Consider the following 17293-nt stretch of genomic DNA (forward strand, 5'->3'; position numbering starts at 1 on the left):
ATTGCTCGTACGACGTTCCGACCAGAATGGTTCCACCACCGCATATCGTCTCGATAGCGCCCGGCTAGACAGCGTGTCGCGAGCTTGCCCGGCTGATCCACCGGTGGGTAACGTTTAATAATTCGTCGGGCGAGCGCTAGCAGGAAGGGCGGCCGATGTCGCTGGGTTATCTGTTCGGTGGCGGTGTCGGGAGTGAGCCGCGCGGCGTCGCCCTGTACCACGGATTCGTCGGCGTGCGTAATCTTTATGAGCAGGTCGCGGAATGGACCGGGCTGAGCGTCGGGCAGATTCTGGAGGAGGATCTTCCCGAGGACGTCGAGATTCGGCAGAGCGTGGGTACGGTCCGGGAGTCGGTGCACGCCATCGCGGTGCACGACGTGCTCGCCGAGCACGGGCTGCGGCCGTCGGTGCTGGGCGGGCTGAGCCTCGGCGGGATGTCGGCGGCCTGTCTGGCCGGGGCGATCAGCCGCCGCGCCCTGTTCGAGATGCTCGCGTACGCCCGCAACACCCCGGGGCAGCCGGTCGGCACCCCGGAGCAGGGACTGGCGCTGGCGTTCGAGCCGGCCACCGACAACACCGGCCACCATCGCGGGGCGGGACGCCCGGGGGTGTATCTGGCCGGGACGTTCGGGTTGACCACCGACGGCGCGACCCGCATCCTCATGCTCTCCGGCGAGAAGGCGGCCCTGGACGCGCTCGCCACGGAGCTGCCGCAGGGTTCCGTGATCCCCATGCCCGGCCGCTCGATCGCCATCCACTCGCCGCTGCGCGCCGGCTTCCGTACGTTCATGGCGCCGTACATCGACGCCATGCCGTTCCAGGATCCCGGTCTGCCGCTCATCTCCTGCCTGGACCGCAGGGTGCTGGTCGCCGCCGAGGAGGTGCGCGACATGTTCCACCGCAACCCCACCGACCCGATCAACCTCGTGCACATCTGCGAGGCCATGAAGGACGAGGGCGTACGGCTGGGCCTGGTGATGGGGGGATCCGTCCCGGACGGTGTCCTGCGGTTCCCGTTTCCGGTGGTGCACGTCGACCGTCCGGAGCACCTGGACCAGGTGATGACCACGGTGTTCGAACTCGGCATCGAGCTGGCCCCGGGACGGTCACCGCGATGAACGCACCGAACGGCACGGTGGCCGCGGAATGCGACGCCCTGGTCAAGACGTGGCTCGACACCGATCTGGACGAGTGGACCCGCCGGGTGGTCCGGCGGCACTTCCAGCCGGGCACCGGCTCGCCGTACTGGCTCCAGCGTGCCACCGGGCTCGACTTCGACCCGCGTGACATCACCCGCTACGACGAGCTGACGGCGTTCGGGCCGTTTCCCCTGGACACCCTCCGCACACTGGATCCGACCCGACTGGTCCCCCTCGGGGTGCCACGTCCGCTGACCGGACGCATCTGGGACAGCGGCGGCACCACGGGTACGCCCTGCCGGGTCCACTACACCCCGGACATGCTGATGCACCGGGGCGTGTGGCGCCGGTGGTCGTTCGTGGCCGAGGGGTTCGAGGCGCACCGTACGTGGCTCCAGGCGACCCCGACGGGACCGCACCTGATCGGCAACGGCACGTGGGAGGCGAGTCAGCTGCACGCGGGCCTGGTCTATGCCATCGACATGGATCCGCGCTGGGTGAAGCGGCTGATCCGGGAACGTCGGCTGGCGGAGGCGAACGAGTACAGCGCCCACCTGGTGGAGCAGATAGCGGACGTGCTCCGGCAGGGTGACGTCGACTACCTGAACACCACCCCGGCCCTGTTGCAGGTGCTGATGCGCCGCCATCCGGACCTGGTGGCCGGGCTGGCCGGGGTACGGCTGAGCGGCACCCAGGTCAGCCCGGACATGTACCGCGACTTCGTGGCGGCGCTGGATGGCGGCATCGTCGGGCGCAGCTACGGCAACACCTTCGGCAACGCCGCCGGCCTGCCGCCGGAGCAGAACGGCGAACTACTTCCGTACGCCCCGAACTATCCGCAGGTCACCATGGCGGTCGTCAACCGCACCGACTGGACGGCGCCGGTGCCGTACGGGGCGACCGGCCAGGTCCGGCTGACCGTGTTGCACGAGGACCTGTTCCTGCCCAACGTGCTGGAACGCGATCAGGCGCTGCGCCACGACACCGGTCCGGACTGGCCCTGCGACGGTGTCGCCAACGTTCGCCCGTTGCAGGTCACCGCCACCGCACCCGAGGGCCTCTACTGATCGATGTCCCCGTGCCGACTTCCGTCCAATCATCGTGGCGACTATTGCGCGGCCGATCGGCGCGGCCCATCATGGCAGCACGTAATCGCAGCAACACTCCTCGTGTCCGCGTGGATCTAGCGAGAGGACCGACATGACCCTGATCGAGCACACTCGGCGACCGGAAACAGGACTTCGGAGCCTGCGCCACCTCGCGGCGGTCGTGCTGACCGCCATCCTGCTCGGAGTCGTCTCGGCGGTGGCGGTCGCGGCACCGGCCAGTGCGGCACCCGTAACCATCTGCAAGAGTTCTCCGATACCCGCCGGCTACGTCATCATCTCCCAGGGTTCATCGGCGTCCTGCCCCGGCAGCTTCCCCAATACCTGGACGATCGACACTCCGTCCACCACCGGAACCACGACGATCTGCAAGGTGTCCGCCCTCCCGAGCGGGTACGTCATCGTCAGCGAGAGTTCCTCGGCATCCTGCCCCGGCAGCTTCCCCAACACCTGGACGATCCGGCTGCCGTCCACCACCGGAACCACGACGATCTGCAAGGTGTCCGCCCTCCCGAGCGGGTACGTCATCGTCAGCGAGAGTTCCTCGGCATCCTGCCCCGGCAGCTTCCCCAACACCTGGACGATCCGGCTGCCCTCCACCACGGGGACCACCGTCATCTGCACGGTCTCGCCGATCCCGTCGGGATACGTCGTGATCGGCACGGGTTCCTCGGCATCCTGCCCGGGCAGCTTCCCCAACACGCGCACCATCCGCCTACCCTGATTCCCACCCGAGCGGGACCACCGCGCGCCTTGCCATAACCCTCACGATTCGGCCCGGGATCCCAATGCCCCGGGCCGAATTGGTGCCGCCGCTGTTGCTCTTACCGATCAGACGATGTTGATGTCGCTACACCACATGTAGGCCTGGTCCATGTGCGACGCCTTCCAGATCACGAAGAGGACGTGATTTCCGGTGCGCCCGGAGACCGAGACGTTGAACGAGATGTTCTGCGCCGGGGCGTAACGCCCGGTCGTCGTGATCAGGTCGACGTTGCCCCACCCGAGACGCTGGGTGGCCGGATTGAATCCCTGCTTGGTGACGTAGACCTGGAAGTAGTCGGCACCGTGGCTGGCCTGGTCGTACATCTGAACCGTGAAGTTGCGGCCGACGGTGGTCGCCTTCCATGCTCCGGGCTGGTTCAGGCTGTCGTTCCTGGAGAGGGCGTTGCTGCACAGCTGTCCGTCCGGGGTACGGGCCTGGTACTGGGCGGCGAGGCCGTCCCGCAGCGCGCTCATCCAGTTCCACATGGTGTCGGGATTGGCCTGGAACGCCCGATAGCACATGGGGTCCTGTTGCTGCATGGCCGGGTTGGTGTGTTGGCTGCCCCAGGTCTGCCAGCACTGGTAGGCGCGACTTGCCGGATTGATGATCGTGCCGTGGGCCTGGGCCGCGCCGGACCAGGGCAGCGTGCCGACCACCATGGCGACCAGCAGGACGAGCGCTTGGACGGACTTACGGACGGTCGACCGGGATCGTCCGCCGGATTGATCGAACTGGTGTGGACGCACTGTTCATCCTCCGTTCCTCGGTACTAGAGATCAGGATGGGAACGCTCCCAACCAACTATTACATCCATGAACTTAAATATCAATATTGATCTATTTATGGCCGGATACGGATCGAGCCGACCGGAGTCGCCGTCGAGCGCGGCGATCAGATCTGTCTATATCGGACGGTCAGAGCCCGGCGGCGGCATCGTACCGGCGGCGCAGGTCGGCCATTTCCGAGTCGGCCAGCGCCTCCTTGAGCGCCAGCTCCGCGTACCTGTCCGGGAACATCTCCCGCAGCCGGTCGACGAACATGACGTCGGCGGTCGCCTCGACCACCTCGATACCCGGAGGCTCGGTGGACATGTCCACGATCACCGGGCCGGCCAGCTTGACCGCCACGTCCCAGGGGCGCCTCTGTTCGGCGACCCCGCAGAGGTGGAAGCCGTAGACCTTCTGCACGTCGGCGAGCGCGGTGACCTCGACCGGCTCGTAGCCGTAGACGCGGACCCCGCAGATCACCGCCGGCTTCTCCTCGGCTGCCGCCTGCTGGACGCCGTGTCCGGCATGGTTGTGCTGCCCCGGATCCGCCTGTTCGAGCGTGGCACGCATCCGGGTCAGGATCTGCCCTCGCAGATCCGCCGGCTCCGCCGCCGGCCCGGCCCGGTTGACCAGTACGACCGCGCCGGCCGACACCGTCAGCAGGACCACCGCCACCCACACCAGGCGGTTTCGGTACCACCCCGCGAAACTCTCCCAGGAAATCATGATTGCTTCTCACCTCGTCGCCGGTTCGGGTGTGCGCTGGCAGATCACGTCGGGCGCTCCCCACGGGTCGGACCGAGCGCGTCGGCCGTCGCGGGGACACGTGTCAGGGAATCCGTACGGCGGGAAAGGGTGCCTGCCCGTCGTCGTGGAGATGGCCCGGCGATGCGGCACGCGGGCGCCCGCCGAAGCGGCGCGCTGCCGACACTGCACATGCTCCCGTGCTGGCCGTTCCCAGCGCGGTTGCCCCCGCACTGCGGCGATATGAGTCATTCCAACACGTCTGGATCCGCTCGGCAACATCGACGATCCTCAGTGTGCATCCGACCCGGCCGACCTGCCGGCACCGGTGGGGGTGGCTTCGGGACAGCCATGGCGGCCGGCCGACGCCGAAACGCCGGACCAGGCTAGGTGGCCGACCGGCTCCGCGCGCGCGAGCGGCCGTACGCGGCCAGGGCGTGGAAGGCGGCCTTCGGTGTCCACGAGCCGTCCGGCAGCACCCGCACGATCCCGCGCGCGGCCAGGTCGAAGTCGCGCTCCGGGTCGTCGGTGGTCGGCAGGTGCCGGTTCGCGAACGTGTACACGAACGCCGCCTCCACCCCGCCGGCCTCGTAGTCGCGCAGCAGGTCCACGAGGTAGCGGGCCTGACCCTCCTCGTCGCGCTCCAGCACCCGAGTGAGCTTCGCGGCGCGGCCGTGCTCGTCGTACGTCACCGGCTCCGCCCCGCCCGCGACCTCGGCCGCGCCGCGGAACGTGCAGCAGCCGAACTCGGTCGCGGCGTACGGCTTGCCCTGGCCCACCGCGGCCGCCAGGGTCTGCGGGAACGCCTCGGCGTTGGTCGCGTCGCGGTACCCGGCGTCGCTGGCGATGATGTCGAACGGCGCCCAGTCCACGGCCTCCAGCGGGATCGAGGCGTAGCCGACGGGGCCGCCGAACCGCTCCCGCACCCCGGGGACCGCCTCGGCGAGGAAGTCGCGCACCGCGGCGCGCGCGGCCGGGACCGCCGTTCGCATCCGCATCGGGTCGGTGAACAGCGCCATGCGCTCGGCCAGGTCGCGGCCGGGCAGGAAGCCGTCGGTGAACATGGCGATCTCGGAGCCGGTGAGGTACACGACCGACGCCCCGCGCTGCCGCAGCCGCTCGGCCCGCTCCGCGCCGTCGAGCACGAACGCCATCAGCCCGTCGCGGTCGAGGCCGTTGGTGAACGGGCAGTACCACACCTCGATCCCGGCCTCGGCGGCGAACCCCGCGGTCAGCTCCAGCCGGTCCTGGATCCCGCCGGTGATGCGCACCGCGTCGCAGTGCAGCTCGTCGCGGATGACGCGGATGTCGCGCCGCACGGTCTCGGGGTCGAACGGCTCATGGGTGGTGAATCCCCCGCTCACGAAACCGGTGTCGTAGTTCATGCCGAAGACGCGCATCCGACGGCCCTCCTCACTTATAGGGTACGGCGCGTACCTTATAGGGTACGCGCAGTACCCTGCAAGACATGAGCACGAGGCGTCGGGGCGAGGAACTGGAGCAGGCGATCCTGCACGCGGCAGCGGAGGAACTGCGCGAGTCCGGCTACTCGGGGATGACCATGGACGGGGTCGCCGCACGGGCCGGGACCAACAAGAACGCCATCTACCGCCGGTGGCCGCACCGGGCGGCACTGGGCATCGCGGCGTACCGCCACCTGTCCGACGCCGCGTTGCCGAACCCGGACACGGGCACCCTGCGGGGCGACGCGCTGGAGATGCTGCGGCGGGCGAACGAGACGTGGTCGTCGCCGCACGGGGCGATCCTGCGCGGTCTGCTCGCCGCCGCGGCCGACGACCCCGAGCTGCTCACCCTCATGCGGCAGCGGTCCGGCGCGGACACCATGGACCGCGCCTGGCTGGCGATGCTGGAGCGCGCGGCAGCCCGGGGCGAGGCACCGGCCGCGGCGGTGCACCACCGGGTGGCGACGACGCCAATGATGCTGCTGCGCGCCGAATACGCGACGCGCGGCATCCCCTCGGTGCCCGACGAGGCGCTGGTCGAGATCGTGGACGAGGTGTTCCTGCCGCTCGTACGCGGTCGCGGCTGAAAACGCACGGCGGCCCGGTCGGGGTGATACCGACCGGGCCGCGGTCTCGACCGCGAGTGTCCACCGCGGTGGCGAGCGTCAGGGGCACTCTTCCGAGAAGGTGACGTGGTAGGGCGTCTGAAGCCCGTACCCCCACGAACCCTCCTCGCCCGGACAGTTGTTCCAGGTGTACGCGCCGGCGAACACCAGCAGCGTCGCGTCGGTGTAGTAGATGACCTGCACGATGTAGCGCACCGCCGGTGCGGCCTGGGCGGGGGCCACGGCGGACAGGCTCAGGCCGAACGCGATGGCCAGGACCGCCGCGATCCTGGCCCGCCGCGGGATCGGAAGCAGTGATTTCATCGGGAGCCCTCCCGGACCGTCGTAGGGGTTTCACGGAGATGGGCGACCGCCGGGAATCACGGAAGGCGGCCGGGAGACTCATGGTGCTCTATGTGTCACGGCGCGTCAATGACGAGTGATGGCCCGCCGACGAGCACCGCCCGCCGGGCCCACGGTGCCGCTCCCGACCGCCCCGTCGCGGCTCACGCCCCGGTCGGTCGGCGCCGTCGGCGCGCCGCTCAACAAGATCAAGGCTCGATAGACTGTGGCCTCCATCAGATCTTGATCAAAGTGGAGGGAAGGTTGTTCGTGAAGCCTGTACGACCGACGACGTCCCGTACCAGCCGACCGACGGTCGCCGCCGGAGCCCTGCTCGCGGGCGTCCTTCTCGTGGCGGTGGCGGCTCCGGCGGTCGCCGCGCCACCGGCCGCCAACCCGGCCGTGAGCGCGAGCCGGCAGAACGCCGCCCCCGCCGCACCGGCTGACCTCACCACCTACCCGCCGAGGGCCTGCGGCACCATCGAGAGCCCGACCCTGTTCTCCCGGTCCATGCTCACGGCCACCTTCACCGCCCGGCTCTACGATCCCAACGGCAACAATGTCGGCGCCCACCTGGAGATCCGCCGTGGTGTGGACGACACCCTGGCGTACGGTCCGGCCATTTCCGCGACCGTCCCCTCGGGTGCATCGGTCACCTGGACGGTCCCCGACAGCGCCCTGCTCGCGTACGACACGGTCTACTACTACCAAGCGTGGGCCACGGACACCCATCACGCGACCGGTCCCACCACCGAGCCGTGCTACTTCACGGTCGACGGTGTCGCCCCGGGCGAGCCCACGATCACCGTCGGTACGCTCCTCGTCGACGTGCCCGGTCCCGTCACCTTCACCCCGGCCGCCGGTGACGATGACATCGCCGGTTACCGCTACGGGTTCAACAACAACGTCAGCGAATGGGTCGCCGCAGACGCGACCGGTGCCGCGACCATCTGGGTCACCCTGACCGAGGACCCGTTCTTCCCCGGCAGCGCGACCGCCGACCTGTGGGTCCAGGCGGTCGACACGGCCGGCAACGGATATGCCGGAGTCATCGGGCCGATCCTCCTGTTCCCGCAGACGACAACGCCGTAACCGGGCCGGTCCGAAGCAGACCGTCACCGCCGACCCGCCCGATCCGAACCTGTTCGCGCACGCCCCGATGGCCGTTGACCGGCCGACGGGGCGTGCGCCGTTTCCGGACCCGCACCCGTGCAACAGTCCGGCGCCGCCGGGCGTCCCCGGTCCGAGGAGGTGGAGATGCAGAGCGCGGATGGTCAAGCATTCGAGGATTTTGTACGTGCCCGCTCGGCGGCGCTGGTCCGCTACGGATACGTCCTGACCGGCAACCCGCACGACGCCGCGGACCTGACGCAGGAGGCGTTGGCCCGACTCGGGTCTACCTGGTCGCGGGTGCGGCACAAGGACGACCCCGAGGGTTACGTACGCACCATCATGGCCCGGCTGCACATCAGCTGGTGGCGGAAGCGACGACGTGAGCGGCTCTCCGGTGACGTACCGGAACAGGTACACACCGAGGCGGGTTTCGCACACGCCGACGGGGACGGCGGCCTGTGGCAGGCGCTGGCCCTGCTGCCCCGGCGGCAGCGTGCCGTACTGGTGCTGCGCTACTACGAGCACCGCAGCGACGAGGAGATCGCCGAGCACCTGGGCGTCACCCGGGGCACGGTACGCAGCCAGGCGTTTCGCGGGCTGAGCAAGTTACGCGCCGGTTGGCACCCGGAGACAACGACAAGGCAGGAAGGGATGGTGGAGAGCGGACGATGACCGACCAACTGGAAGACGAACTGATTCGTACCCTGGCCCGCGCCGGAGCCATCGCGCCGGCCCCCGGCGTGGACTTCGTACCCGAGGTACGACGCCGCCAGCGGCGACGCCGGCAGCGGAGGGTCGCCGTCGCCGCTGCCTGCGCCGTGACGCTGACGATCGTCGGCGGCCTGAGCGTGGTCCGGCCCACCGAAACGGCTCCCACGCCGGACCCGGAACCGATCACCACCGCCACCGACTGGTCCGGGGAGATACCGGAATTCGCCACGCTCAGGTCACCCGAGCAGGTCTGGCCCCGTGCGGTCCGCAAGATGCCCGGCACGCTCCCCAATGGCGACTCGTACGTGGTTCTGGCGATCGTCGATCGGGATCGTTACCTGGTCAACAACACCGGCGGCACCAGGGGTCCGCTGCTCTTCGATGCGCGGACCGGCGCCATACGTCCACTCGCCGACCCGTCGACCGGCGCCGGAGGCCCCGTCAGCGGCAGGATCAACTCGTTCGTGGTGGTGGGAGAAGAGGTGGCCTGGATAGCCGACGTGGCGAACCCCGGCGACGCGGGATCGCTCGCGCTCTGGGCGGCTCCGCTCGACGGCCGAACCCCGCCGCGCCTGCTCTACACGTACGTCGAGACGGACCATGCGTATCCGCACCTCGCCACGGCGGGGGACAGCGTCTACTGGCGGCAGGACAAGGGCAGCCGCCCGGCCGGCATCTACCGAATCCCGGTCTCCGGTGGGGCGCCGACCCTGGTTCCCGGCTCCGAAGCGTTCTACCTGAGCGGGCTCTCACCGTGGGTGGACACCCACACGCGGCAGACCCCGGTCAACGGAGAACCGATCTCGGGCGAGCTGTGGAACCTGGTCACCGGTGAACGCCGCGCCTGGAAGGCCGCCCCGAGCGTCGGGGCTCTCCTGTGCGACCCGGTGCTCTGCCTGGGCCAGGCCCTGCACAAGCAGCCCACGCTACAGCGGTTGGACGGCAGCGATTTCCGGAAGTTCGCGGATCCGTCCGGATCGGCGGCGGGTGTGTGGGGAGGAATGGACGCGGCGCTCGACGGCCGGTTCGCGACGGCCTGGTTCGAGACGGCGTTGAGCCGGTTCCCGTTCATCTGGGACCGCTTCAGTGGAAAGGCGGCGGTGGTCAAGACACCGCGGGGACCCGCGACATCGGGCTCGTTCGGACCGGACCGGAGTTCCGAGCCCTGGATGGTGATGATCCCCGGAAGCGCGCTGGTGCAGTGGTCGGATGGGAAGGGCGGCACCCACCTGCTCGATCTGCGGGCCATCCGGTAGAGGTCGACCGGTGCGGTGAAACGGCCAGCCCGTCGGCGGTTACCGCCGGCGGCCTCGGCCGTACCGGTGCACCAACTGGGCGCGCGTGAAAATACACTTCCGCCATAACGGCCGGCACCGTCCAAACGACCCGTGACACGAGTCCGACACCACTTCGGAGCGTCAACCGCTTGCCCTTTTCGGCGGTTCAGGAAAGAGCCGATCGCGCCCCAGGCCGCGCCATCCGAATGCGCCCTTGGCATCTCCACCGAGCATCGGCTCCACGTGTCGACGAACCGACACTTACAGCGGCGGTGCGGCGACCGCGGCGGGGAAAGTCGTTGTGTCCGGTCCCTTCCCCCGGCTCACCACTCTGTTCCAAAAGGCCAGCTGGACGTACTGTTGATCTCTAAGTAGCCACCGGCCACATCAGTTGAATTCGGGCCATGACGAGATTTGTCGGATGGCGACGGCACAGCGGAATTTACTAACAACGTCCGTACGTTCCAGCGGGTTTGCCGGCACCTTCGTCCTTGGGTACGTTGTCGGCGGCCGGCGCCGAGTTTTCCTTCATGGCCGCAGCAGAATGCGACCGGCCCTATCGGAGATTCCATGAACAGCACGCTGATGGTCCCTGTCCATCTCGATGCCCTGCACTGCCCGAGTGACCGTGTCGTGGTGCGGTCGACGGCGGACTACAGTCGACTGCCCTATTTTGACGGCACCCGTGACCAGAACAGTGACGTCGCGCAGATCAGCGAGGAGATCGTCGGCCGGCCGTTCCAGGACGAGACGGCGGTGTTACAGGCCGGCGTACACCTGCACTGGGCACTGCCGGACGCCCTGACCCGTGGTCGGCAGCGGCCCGACCAGCCGGCCGGCACGGTCGCCTTCCCGGCCGTGCCCAACCGCTGGTTGGTCCGGCGCGGCGCCACCGCGACCCTGAGCGGCCGGGCCTGGGTGGTGGAGAGCGACTACCTGCACCCGGACGGCACCGGGGACACCGCCGGCGTGGCGGTCCCCTACCCGCCCGCCCCGGCACAGGGCCGGCACCGCCCATTCCGATACCTGGGCCGGGCGGTGCCGTTCGAGCTGTGGCGGGCGGCCGATCCGACCGCCGCCTACGTCGACACGCTGACCGCGGTCGGCTTCGCGATGAACGACGGCACCGGGTACAGCGACCCGACCTTCGCCGCCCTCTACCCCAACTGCCACAGCGTGTTCGGCCTGCACGACCCGGAGGTCACCGACACCAGGGGCCTGCGCTACGACCTGATCGGCTGGTACGACGACCCGGCCCGGGACTTCCTGCGCACCGTCACCGGCACGGTCGAGGAGTACGCCGGCTGGACCCCCACCGACGACGTGGCCGTGACCCGTACCGTCTGCTACGCGAGCTGCGGTTTCCGGGCGTCGGCGCCGACCACGGCGGCCGGCCCGACCACGATCACCATCGGCAACACCGCCACCGAGGCGCTGTCCGTGGCCCTCGCGCAGTCCCTGGACGGCGGCCGGCGGTACCAGGTCGAAGACCAGTTGGAAGCGATCCTGCTGGCCGGACGGACCGAGCAGCGGCAGGTCGACGTCGACGCGAAGTTCCGCGAAGCCCGACACGAGAAGGGCTTCACCGCGCGCCGGGGCGGCCGGCTCTGGACCATCGTCGCCGGCAGCACCTCCACCGACCCGGTCCCCGCCGACGCGTCCGGTGCCCAGGCCCGCATCGCGGTGCCGCTGTCCGTCGCCCCCCGGATCGCCGGCCTGCTGGCCGCGCTCAACGACGCCCAGCAGGTGCGAGACGAGGCCGCCGCCGAACTGGAGTCGCTGCGCACGCAGCTGTTCGCCGACTGGTACAGGTACCAGCTCTGCCTCTACCCGCCGGTCGACGACCCGGAGACCTACCCGGACATCGACGAGGTTCGGTCGTTCCTGGAGGACAAGAGCCTGGCCCGGGTGACCGAGCTGGTCGCCGCGCTGCGGCCCGACGGCGACACCCCGGAGAGCCGGCTGCGGGTCGCGTACGCCGCCACCTCCGCCGCCCTCGACGCGCTCAACGCGACGGACGAGCTGGACGACGCCGGCACCCGTTACACCCTCGCCCCCACCCAGGCGGCCCGGTACTGGCAACCCACGGAACCGGTGGTGCACCTGGTCTGTGCCGACGCCCGGCTCAGCGACCGACACGGCCAGGACGGTGCGCTCGCCTGCCCGACCGTGCCGGAACAGACGGTGCTCGACGTCATCGCCGGCGCCCCGAAGGCGTTCGACGTCCTGCTGAACATCCTGCGCGACCCGGACAGCTTCGCGTTCGACGACAGTGACGGCAGCCCGTGGCACCCGTTCCAGCTGGAGTGGGAGGTCGAGATGTTCCCGCTGCGTGCCGGCGGGAACGTCCACCCCGAGGTGGACAGCTACGACACCGACTTCATCACCGCCAACTTCACCCTCGACGACACCGGCCCCGACCTGATCGCCACCGGGCCGGCCCAGACCCTCGCCGGCGCCGCCGCCGTGTACAGCGGATCGTCGCTGCTGACCGGGCACGCCGGCGACCGGATGCGCGGCGTCCTCGCCGAGTACCTCAACAAGACCGTCCTGCCCGACTTCTACGCCGCGACCGGCACCCCGCCCACCGACGACCCGAGCACCATCGTCGACCAGCTACTCGCCTGGTACCCGGACAAGGACGGCACCGACCCGGTCTGGGTCGCGGTCCGCGCGTACGCCCTGGTGACCCGGATGGACTGCCTGGCCCAGTCGCTCGGCGGGTTCAACGACGCCCTGCTCATGCACCGGACGGTGCGCCAGCTCCCGATCGGCGACCCGCTCGGCTTCCCCGAGGACCGCTCGTTCGCCGGCTCGGTGGCCGACGCGGTCGGCATCAGCAACCGCAGCGCCCCCGAGCCGCTCGACGACTTCACCCCGATCCGGTCCGGCGCGATGCGGCTGCTGCGGCTGCGTCTGGTCGACACGTTCGGGCAGACCCGTGACGTCGACTGCGACCGGGTCGTACCGGCGGAGAGCCTGACCGTACCCGGAAACCCCGACCTGGTCGCCCTGCCGCCCCGGCTGAGCCAGCCGGCCCGGGTGGTGTTCCGCTGGCTCGCCGCGGACCACGACGGCGAGACCAACGAACACCCGGACACCGGCCCGGTCTGCGGCTGGCTGCTGCCCAACCACCTCGACACCAGCGTCATGGTGTACGACAACCAGGGCCGCGCGCTCGGCTACGTCGACCAGCTGGCGAGCTGGCAGCCCGCACCGGGCGGCACCGGTGCCGCGACCGTGGCCGACATCGCCAACCCGCACCTGCGCGCAACGGTCGCCGACCTGGTCGGCCAGGGGGCGGACTTCGTCGACCAGTTCATGGACGTGCTCGACCGCGCCCTGGAGAACATCGAACCGGAGGGAGTGGACCAGCACGTCGACCTGGCCGTGCTGATCGGGCGGCCGATCGCGCTGGTCCGCGCGCTGGTCGACCTGGAGGTGCTCGGCCTGCCCGCGGTCCACCAGGGATGGAACGCGTTCCGGGGCGACCTCGGCCGCGCCACCCGGGACAGCGACGGCTTCACCCGGGTCCAGTTCCCGGTCCGGTTCGGCGCACACGAGCAGCTCGACGACGGCATGATCGGCTACTGGGTCGAGGGCGACCCGACGCTGCGCACCCCGCTGGCCCAGAGCTACCCGCACCCGGCGATCCGCACCTGCGCGGACGGTCCGCTCGATGTCCGGCAGGCGGTCGACGCCGCACCCGGGGTCGTACGCATGCTGCTTGACCCGAGGGGGAAGGTGCACGTCACCTCGGGCATCCAGCCGGTCAAGGCGATCGGCATCCCGCCGGTGCACTACGCGGCGGCGATGTCCGCGATCGAGATGACCTTCCCGTGCGCGCCGCTGCTGACCGACCAGGGCGCGGTCAACCTGCCACTGCCGGTGGAGCCGGGCTACCGGTGGGCCTGGCTCAGCCGGACCGGCGGCACCTGGTCGGAGGTGAGCATGGCCGCCGCGATCGACCGGGACGTGTTCGTCGCGGCACTGGCCGGACGGCTGTGGGACCACCTGGCCGACCCGCACGTCGGCTGGCTGCGCCCGGTACCCGGCACCACCGGGGCACTGCGGGCGGTCGAGGTCGACGAGCGGGCCTCGGCGCTGCTCGACCCACCGTTCCGGGCGATGACCGACCGGGTCGAGGCGATCCTGGCGCCGCTCGGCGACCACCTGGTGCAGCAGCCGGCAACGCTGGAGCGCCTGGCCGACACCGTCGCCACCCCGGCCTGGAACAGCCTGCTGGACACCGGGGCCGGCTGGCTGCGCCCGCTGCCCGAGCGGGCCGGACAGGCGCTGATCACCGCGCCCGACGGCCGGCCGCAACCGGTCCTCACCGGCGACCTGGCCGGCGCCGAACCGCTCATCGAGTCGATTCTCGACCTCGGCGAGGAGCGCGTCGGCGCGGCCAGCACGACCGCGCTTCCGGCCGCCCCGCAGGAACTGCGCGCCGGCTGGCTGAAGCTGCGTCACGACAACTAGAGAAGGCGGCACGCGTGCGACGAGACATTCGGCTCGACCTCACCGTCGAGGAGACCAACGTGGTGCTGGAGGCACTGGGGCAGCTGCCGTACGTGCGGGTCCACCTGCTCATCGAGAAGGTGCAGCAGCAGGCGACCAGCCAGCTCCAAGCCGCCACCGAAACCGCGCAGGAGACACCGTGACCAGTTTCGACCAGCAACTGCTGGCGCACCTGCGGCTCGACGCCCTCGTCGGCGGCAAGGCCGTGGACAGCTCCGCGCACGCCCGGCACGGCACCGTCACCGGCACACCGGCGGCCGTACCCGACGACCAGTTCGGCAGTTGCCTACGCTTCGGCGGCGGGGACGGCATCCAGGTCGCCGGCCTGACCCCGGCCGCCGGCGGCGGCAACCCGGTGCACAGCATCACCGGCTGGGTACGGGTGGACAGCTATCCGACCCGGCGCGCCTGGCTGCTGACCCTGGGCCAGGCCGGTGCCGGCGCGCACCACTGGCTGCTCAACCCGGGTGGGGGCGCCCAGCTCGGGGTGTGGAGCGGAACCCAGTTCGCCCCGACGCTGCCGCTGGGCCGGTGGGTCCACCTGGCCGTGATCTACGACGGCACGTCGCTCGCCGGCTACCTGGACGGCAAGTCGGTCGGCGCGGCGCTGACCGGTGCCTTCAACCTCACCGCGTACAGCGGCACGATCGCGGTACCGGCGGCGGGCGACGCGGGCTTCGCGGGCCGGATGGCGGCGGTCCGGTTCTACGAGCGGGCGCTCACCGCCGTCGAGGTCGGCCAGGTGATGGACGACGACCGCAGCGCGATGGCCGCGTTCCGGCGCAGCCATCCGCTCGCGTTCAGCCTGCACGACGGCGACACGCAGCCGGTGCTGGCGATCGTCGACGACCCGACCGGCAACACCATGCAGCTGGAGGTGACGAACACCGCCAGCCAGGCCGTGGTGCTCGGGTCGGTACCCGCCGGTGGCAGTCACCTGGAGCTGGGCTTTCGTCCCGGGGTGTTGGCGGTCGACCCGACCGACCCGCTCATCGTCACCGCTGCGGCGGGCTGGACCACGCGCACCGGCACCACCTCCGACGGCGGTACCACGATCGCCCTGGTCGGCACGGCCGGCGCGGCGATCAAGCCGGGCGAGCCGCTGCGGTTCACCCTGCGCAACATCGGCGGGGACGGCAAGGGCGGTACCCGGGGCACCCGGGTGCAGCTGCGCTACGACCGGCTCACGTACGCCGACGACTCGACCCTGCTGACCGGTCGTCGGGTGCAGCACCTCAGCCTGGTCAACCGGCGCGGCCAGCAGCACATCCCGCTCCAGGTCGGGTTTGTCGGCTTCAACACCATCCTCAGTGATGGTGCCAGCACCGCCAGCCTGCGACTGCGCCTGACCAACGTGTCCAAGCAGCCGATTCCGCTGACCCCCGGTGGTCGGGACGCGCCGTCGGCGTTCGTGCTCTCCTTCGACACCCAGCCGGCCGACTGGGCCATGGGTACGGCGGCGCAGCTCAAGAGCATCGCGGTGAGTGCGGACAAGTGGGTCGCCACGGTTCCGACCGAGCAGGGCCAGACCCTCCAGTGGCGGCTGACCACCCCGACCCAGGTCGCCCTGGCCGCCGGGGAGAGCATCCAGGTCACCCTCGACGGGCTGATCGGCCGGCCGCCGTCCGGGCACGCCCGGCTGCTGCTGCACTACGAGAACATGCCGGGCTACTGGGACGGGCATCTCGCGGTGGTGATCGAGAAGGGTCCGCTGGTGTCCCGCGACGTCACCCTGCCGAACGGGACCGTCGACGCCCGGGTCGGCATCGGCGTGGCCGTACCGCAGGCGAAGCTGCACGTCGCCGGTGGCGCGATCATGCCGAGTGCCGGCGCCACCGAGCAGGCCGGCATCCTCTTCCCGAAGGACCCCGGCGGCGGCACCCTGGACGCGGGCTGGATCCGGTACTACGCCCGGACCGGCGAGGCGACCACGTTGGAGATCGGCACCTCGAACGACCCGGACGACCACATAGCCCTGATGCCCTCGGGCAACGTCGGCATCAACACCACCACGCCCGGCGCCCGCCTGCACATCATGCACACCCCGCAGGACTCCAACGGCAACGCGCTGGTGATCGGTCCGATCAACGGGGCCAACCTGCGGCTGGGGTACGCCAGCAACTACAGCTGGATCCAGTCGCACGGCGCCAGCCCGCTGGTCATCAACGCGAGCGGCAACCTGATCGGGCTGGGGGTGTCGACTCCGGCGGCCACGGTGGACATCGTCCGCGGCGCCGGGGCCGGCGGCACCCTCCAGATCCGGGGCACCACCCGCTTCTCCCACTTCAGCTACAGCACGGACGAACACACGTACCTGCGCGGCGGCAAGGCCGGTTCGAACGTGTACATCAACGACGACGGCGGCAACGTCGCGATCGGTGCGGCGGATCCGCAGGGCCAGCGGCTCTTCGTCAACGGCACCGCCAAGGTGCTCGGGCTGACGGTGAACAACGGCACCCAGTTCAACCGGATGCAGGCCGGGCACTTCCAGGCCGGCTCGCACACCGGTGGGGTCAAGGAAGTGCAGATCAACTTTCCGAAGTCGTTCGGTGGTACCCCGATGGTGCTGGTCACCGTCCGCAACGAGGGCTACTACAACGACACGTTCGCGGCGACGGTGAAGTACGTCTCCAACACCTACGTCAAGGTCAACCTCCTGCGGCTCGACTCGCTCGGCAGCAGGTGGGAGCAGAACGTCCGGCTCGACTGGTTCGCCTGGGAATAGGACGGTAGCCGAGA

The 17293-nt window shown here is 70.2% G+C and carries 14 protein-coding genes; 9 read left to right on the forward strand and 5 right to left on the reverse strand.

Annotated features, from left to right (window positions below; genetic code table 11):
• Window positions 1-155: 155 nt before the first annotated feature.
• Window positions 156-1118 (forward strand): ACP S-malonyltransferase, encoded by a 963-nt coding sequence (locus tag OG792_RS20095; RefSeq protein WP_329101092.1) that lies wholly within the window; start codon window positions 156-158, stop codon window positions 1116-1118.
• Window positions 1115-2206: a hypothetical protein gene (locus OG792_RS20100; RefSeq protein ID WP_329101094.1), complete on the forward strand. Its 1092-nt coding sequence runs from the start codon at window positions 1115-1117 to the stop codon at window positions 2204-2206. Before OG792_RS20095 ends, OG792_RS20100 begins: the two co-directional genes overlap by 4 nt.
• 306 nt (window positions 2207-2512) lie before the next feature.
• On the opposite strand, the gene OG792_RS20105 is transcribed toward OG792_RS20100, so the two are convergent.
• From OG792_RS20105 to OG792_RS20120, 4 genes are all read right to left on the reverse strand, one after another.
• Window positions 2513-2956 (reverse strand): hypothetical protein, encoded by a 444-nt coding sequence (locus OG792_RS20105; RefSeq protein ID WP_329101095.1) that lies wholly within the window; start codon window positions 2954-2956, stop codon window positions 2513-2515.
• Between the two features lie 120 nt (window positions 2957-3076).
• On the reverse strand, window positions 3077-3757 hold the full coding sequence (locus OG792_RS20110) for a lytic polysaccharide monooxygenase auxiliary activity family 9 protein (protein WP_329101097.1): 681 nt from the start codon (window positions 3755-3757) through the stop codon (window positions 3077-3079).
• Between the two features lie 168 nt (window positions 3758-3925).
• A complete protein-coding gene (locus OG792_RS20115) occupies window positions 3926-4504 on the reverse strand; it encodes a hypothetical protein (RefSeq protein WP_329101099.1) in 579 nt (192 codons plus the stop codon).
• Between the two features lie 404 nt (window positions 4505-4908).
• Window positions 4909-5922 carry a hypothetical protein gene (locus OG792_RS20120; protein ID WP_329101101.1) on the reverse strand — a complete coding sequence of 338 codons (1014 nt, stop codon included), beginning with the start codon at window positions 5920-5922 and terminating at the stop codon, window positions 4909-4911.
• Between the two features lie 68 nt (window positions 5923-5990).
• Here OG792_RS20120 and OG792_RS20125 point away from each other — a divergent pair, with 68 nt between their 5' ends.
• On the forward strand, window positions 5991-6572 hold the full coding sequence (locus tag OG792_RS20125) for a TetR/AcrR family transcriptional regulator (protein WP_329101102.1): 582 nt from the start codon (window positions 5991-5993) through the stop codon (window positions 6570-6572).
• A gap of 78 nt (window positions 6573-6650) precedes the next feature.
• On the opposite strand, the gene OG792_RS20130 is transcribed toward OG792_RS20125, so the two are convergent.
• Complete coding sequence (locus tag OG792_RS20130; protein WP_329101103.1) at window positions 6651-6914, reverse strand: hypothetical protein; 264 nt, start codon at window positions 6912-6914, stop codon at window positions 6651-6653.
• A gap of 288 nt (window positions 6915-7202) precedes the next feature.
• Here OG792_RS20130 and OG792_RS20135 point away from each other — a divergent pair, with 288 nt between their 5' ends.
• From OG792_RS20135 to OG792_RS20160, 6 genes are all read left to right on the forward strand, one after another.
• Complete coding sequence (locus OG792_RS20135) at window positions 7203-8024, forward strand: hypothetical protein (protein WP_329101104.1); 822 nt, start codon at window positions 7203-7205, stop codon at window positions 8022-8024.
• A 165-nt stretch (window positions 8025-8189) separates the two neighbouring features.
• The gene (locus OG792_RS20140; RefSeq protein ID WP_329101106.1) at window positions 8190-8717 is read left to right on the forward strand and encodes a SigE family RNA polymerase sigma factor; all 528 of its coding nucleotides are present in this window, start codon (window positions 8190-8192) and stop codon (window positions 8715-8717) included.
• The gene (locus OG792_RS20145; protein ID WP_329101108.1) at window positions 8714-10012 is read left to right on the forward strand and encodes a hypothetical protein; all 1299 of its coding nucleotides are present in this window, start codon (window positions 8714-8716) and stop codon (window positions 10010-10012) included. Before OG792_RS20140 ends, OG792_RS20145 begins: the two co-directional genes overlap by 4 nt.
• A gap of 591 nt (window positions 10013-10603) precedes the next feature.
• Complete coding sequence (locus tag OG792_RS20150; RefSeq protein ID WP_329101110.1) at window positions 10604-14515, forward strand: hypothetical protein; 3912 nt, start codon at window positions 10604-10606, stop codon at window positions 14513-14515.
• Between the two features lie 14 nt (window positions 14516-14529).
• Entirely contained in the window at window positions 14530-14697 is a 168-nt protein-coding gene (locus OG792_RS20155) for a hypothetical protein (protein WP_329101112.1), read from the forward strand.
• Complete coding sequence (locus OG792_RS20160; protein WP_329101114.1) at window positions 14694-17279, forward strand: LamG domain-containing protein; 2586 nt, start codon at window positions 14694-14696, stop codon at window positions 17277-17279. Before OG792_RS20155 ends, OG792_RS20160 begins: the two co-directional genes overlap by 4 nt.
• Window positions 17280-17293 lie beyond the last annotated feature (14 nt).

Origin of the sequence: Micromonospora sp. NBC_01699 (assembly GCF_036250065.1) — a bacterium.
Taxonomy (GTDB): Bacteria; Actinomycetota; Actinomycetes; order Mycobacteriales; family Micromonosporaceae; genus Micromonospora_G.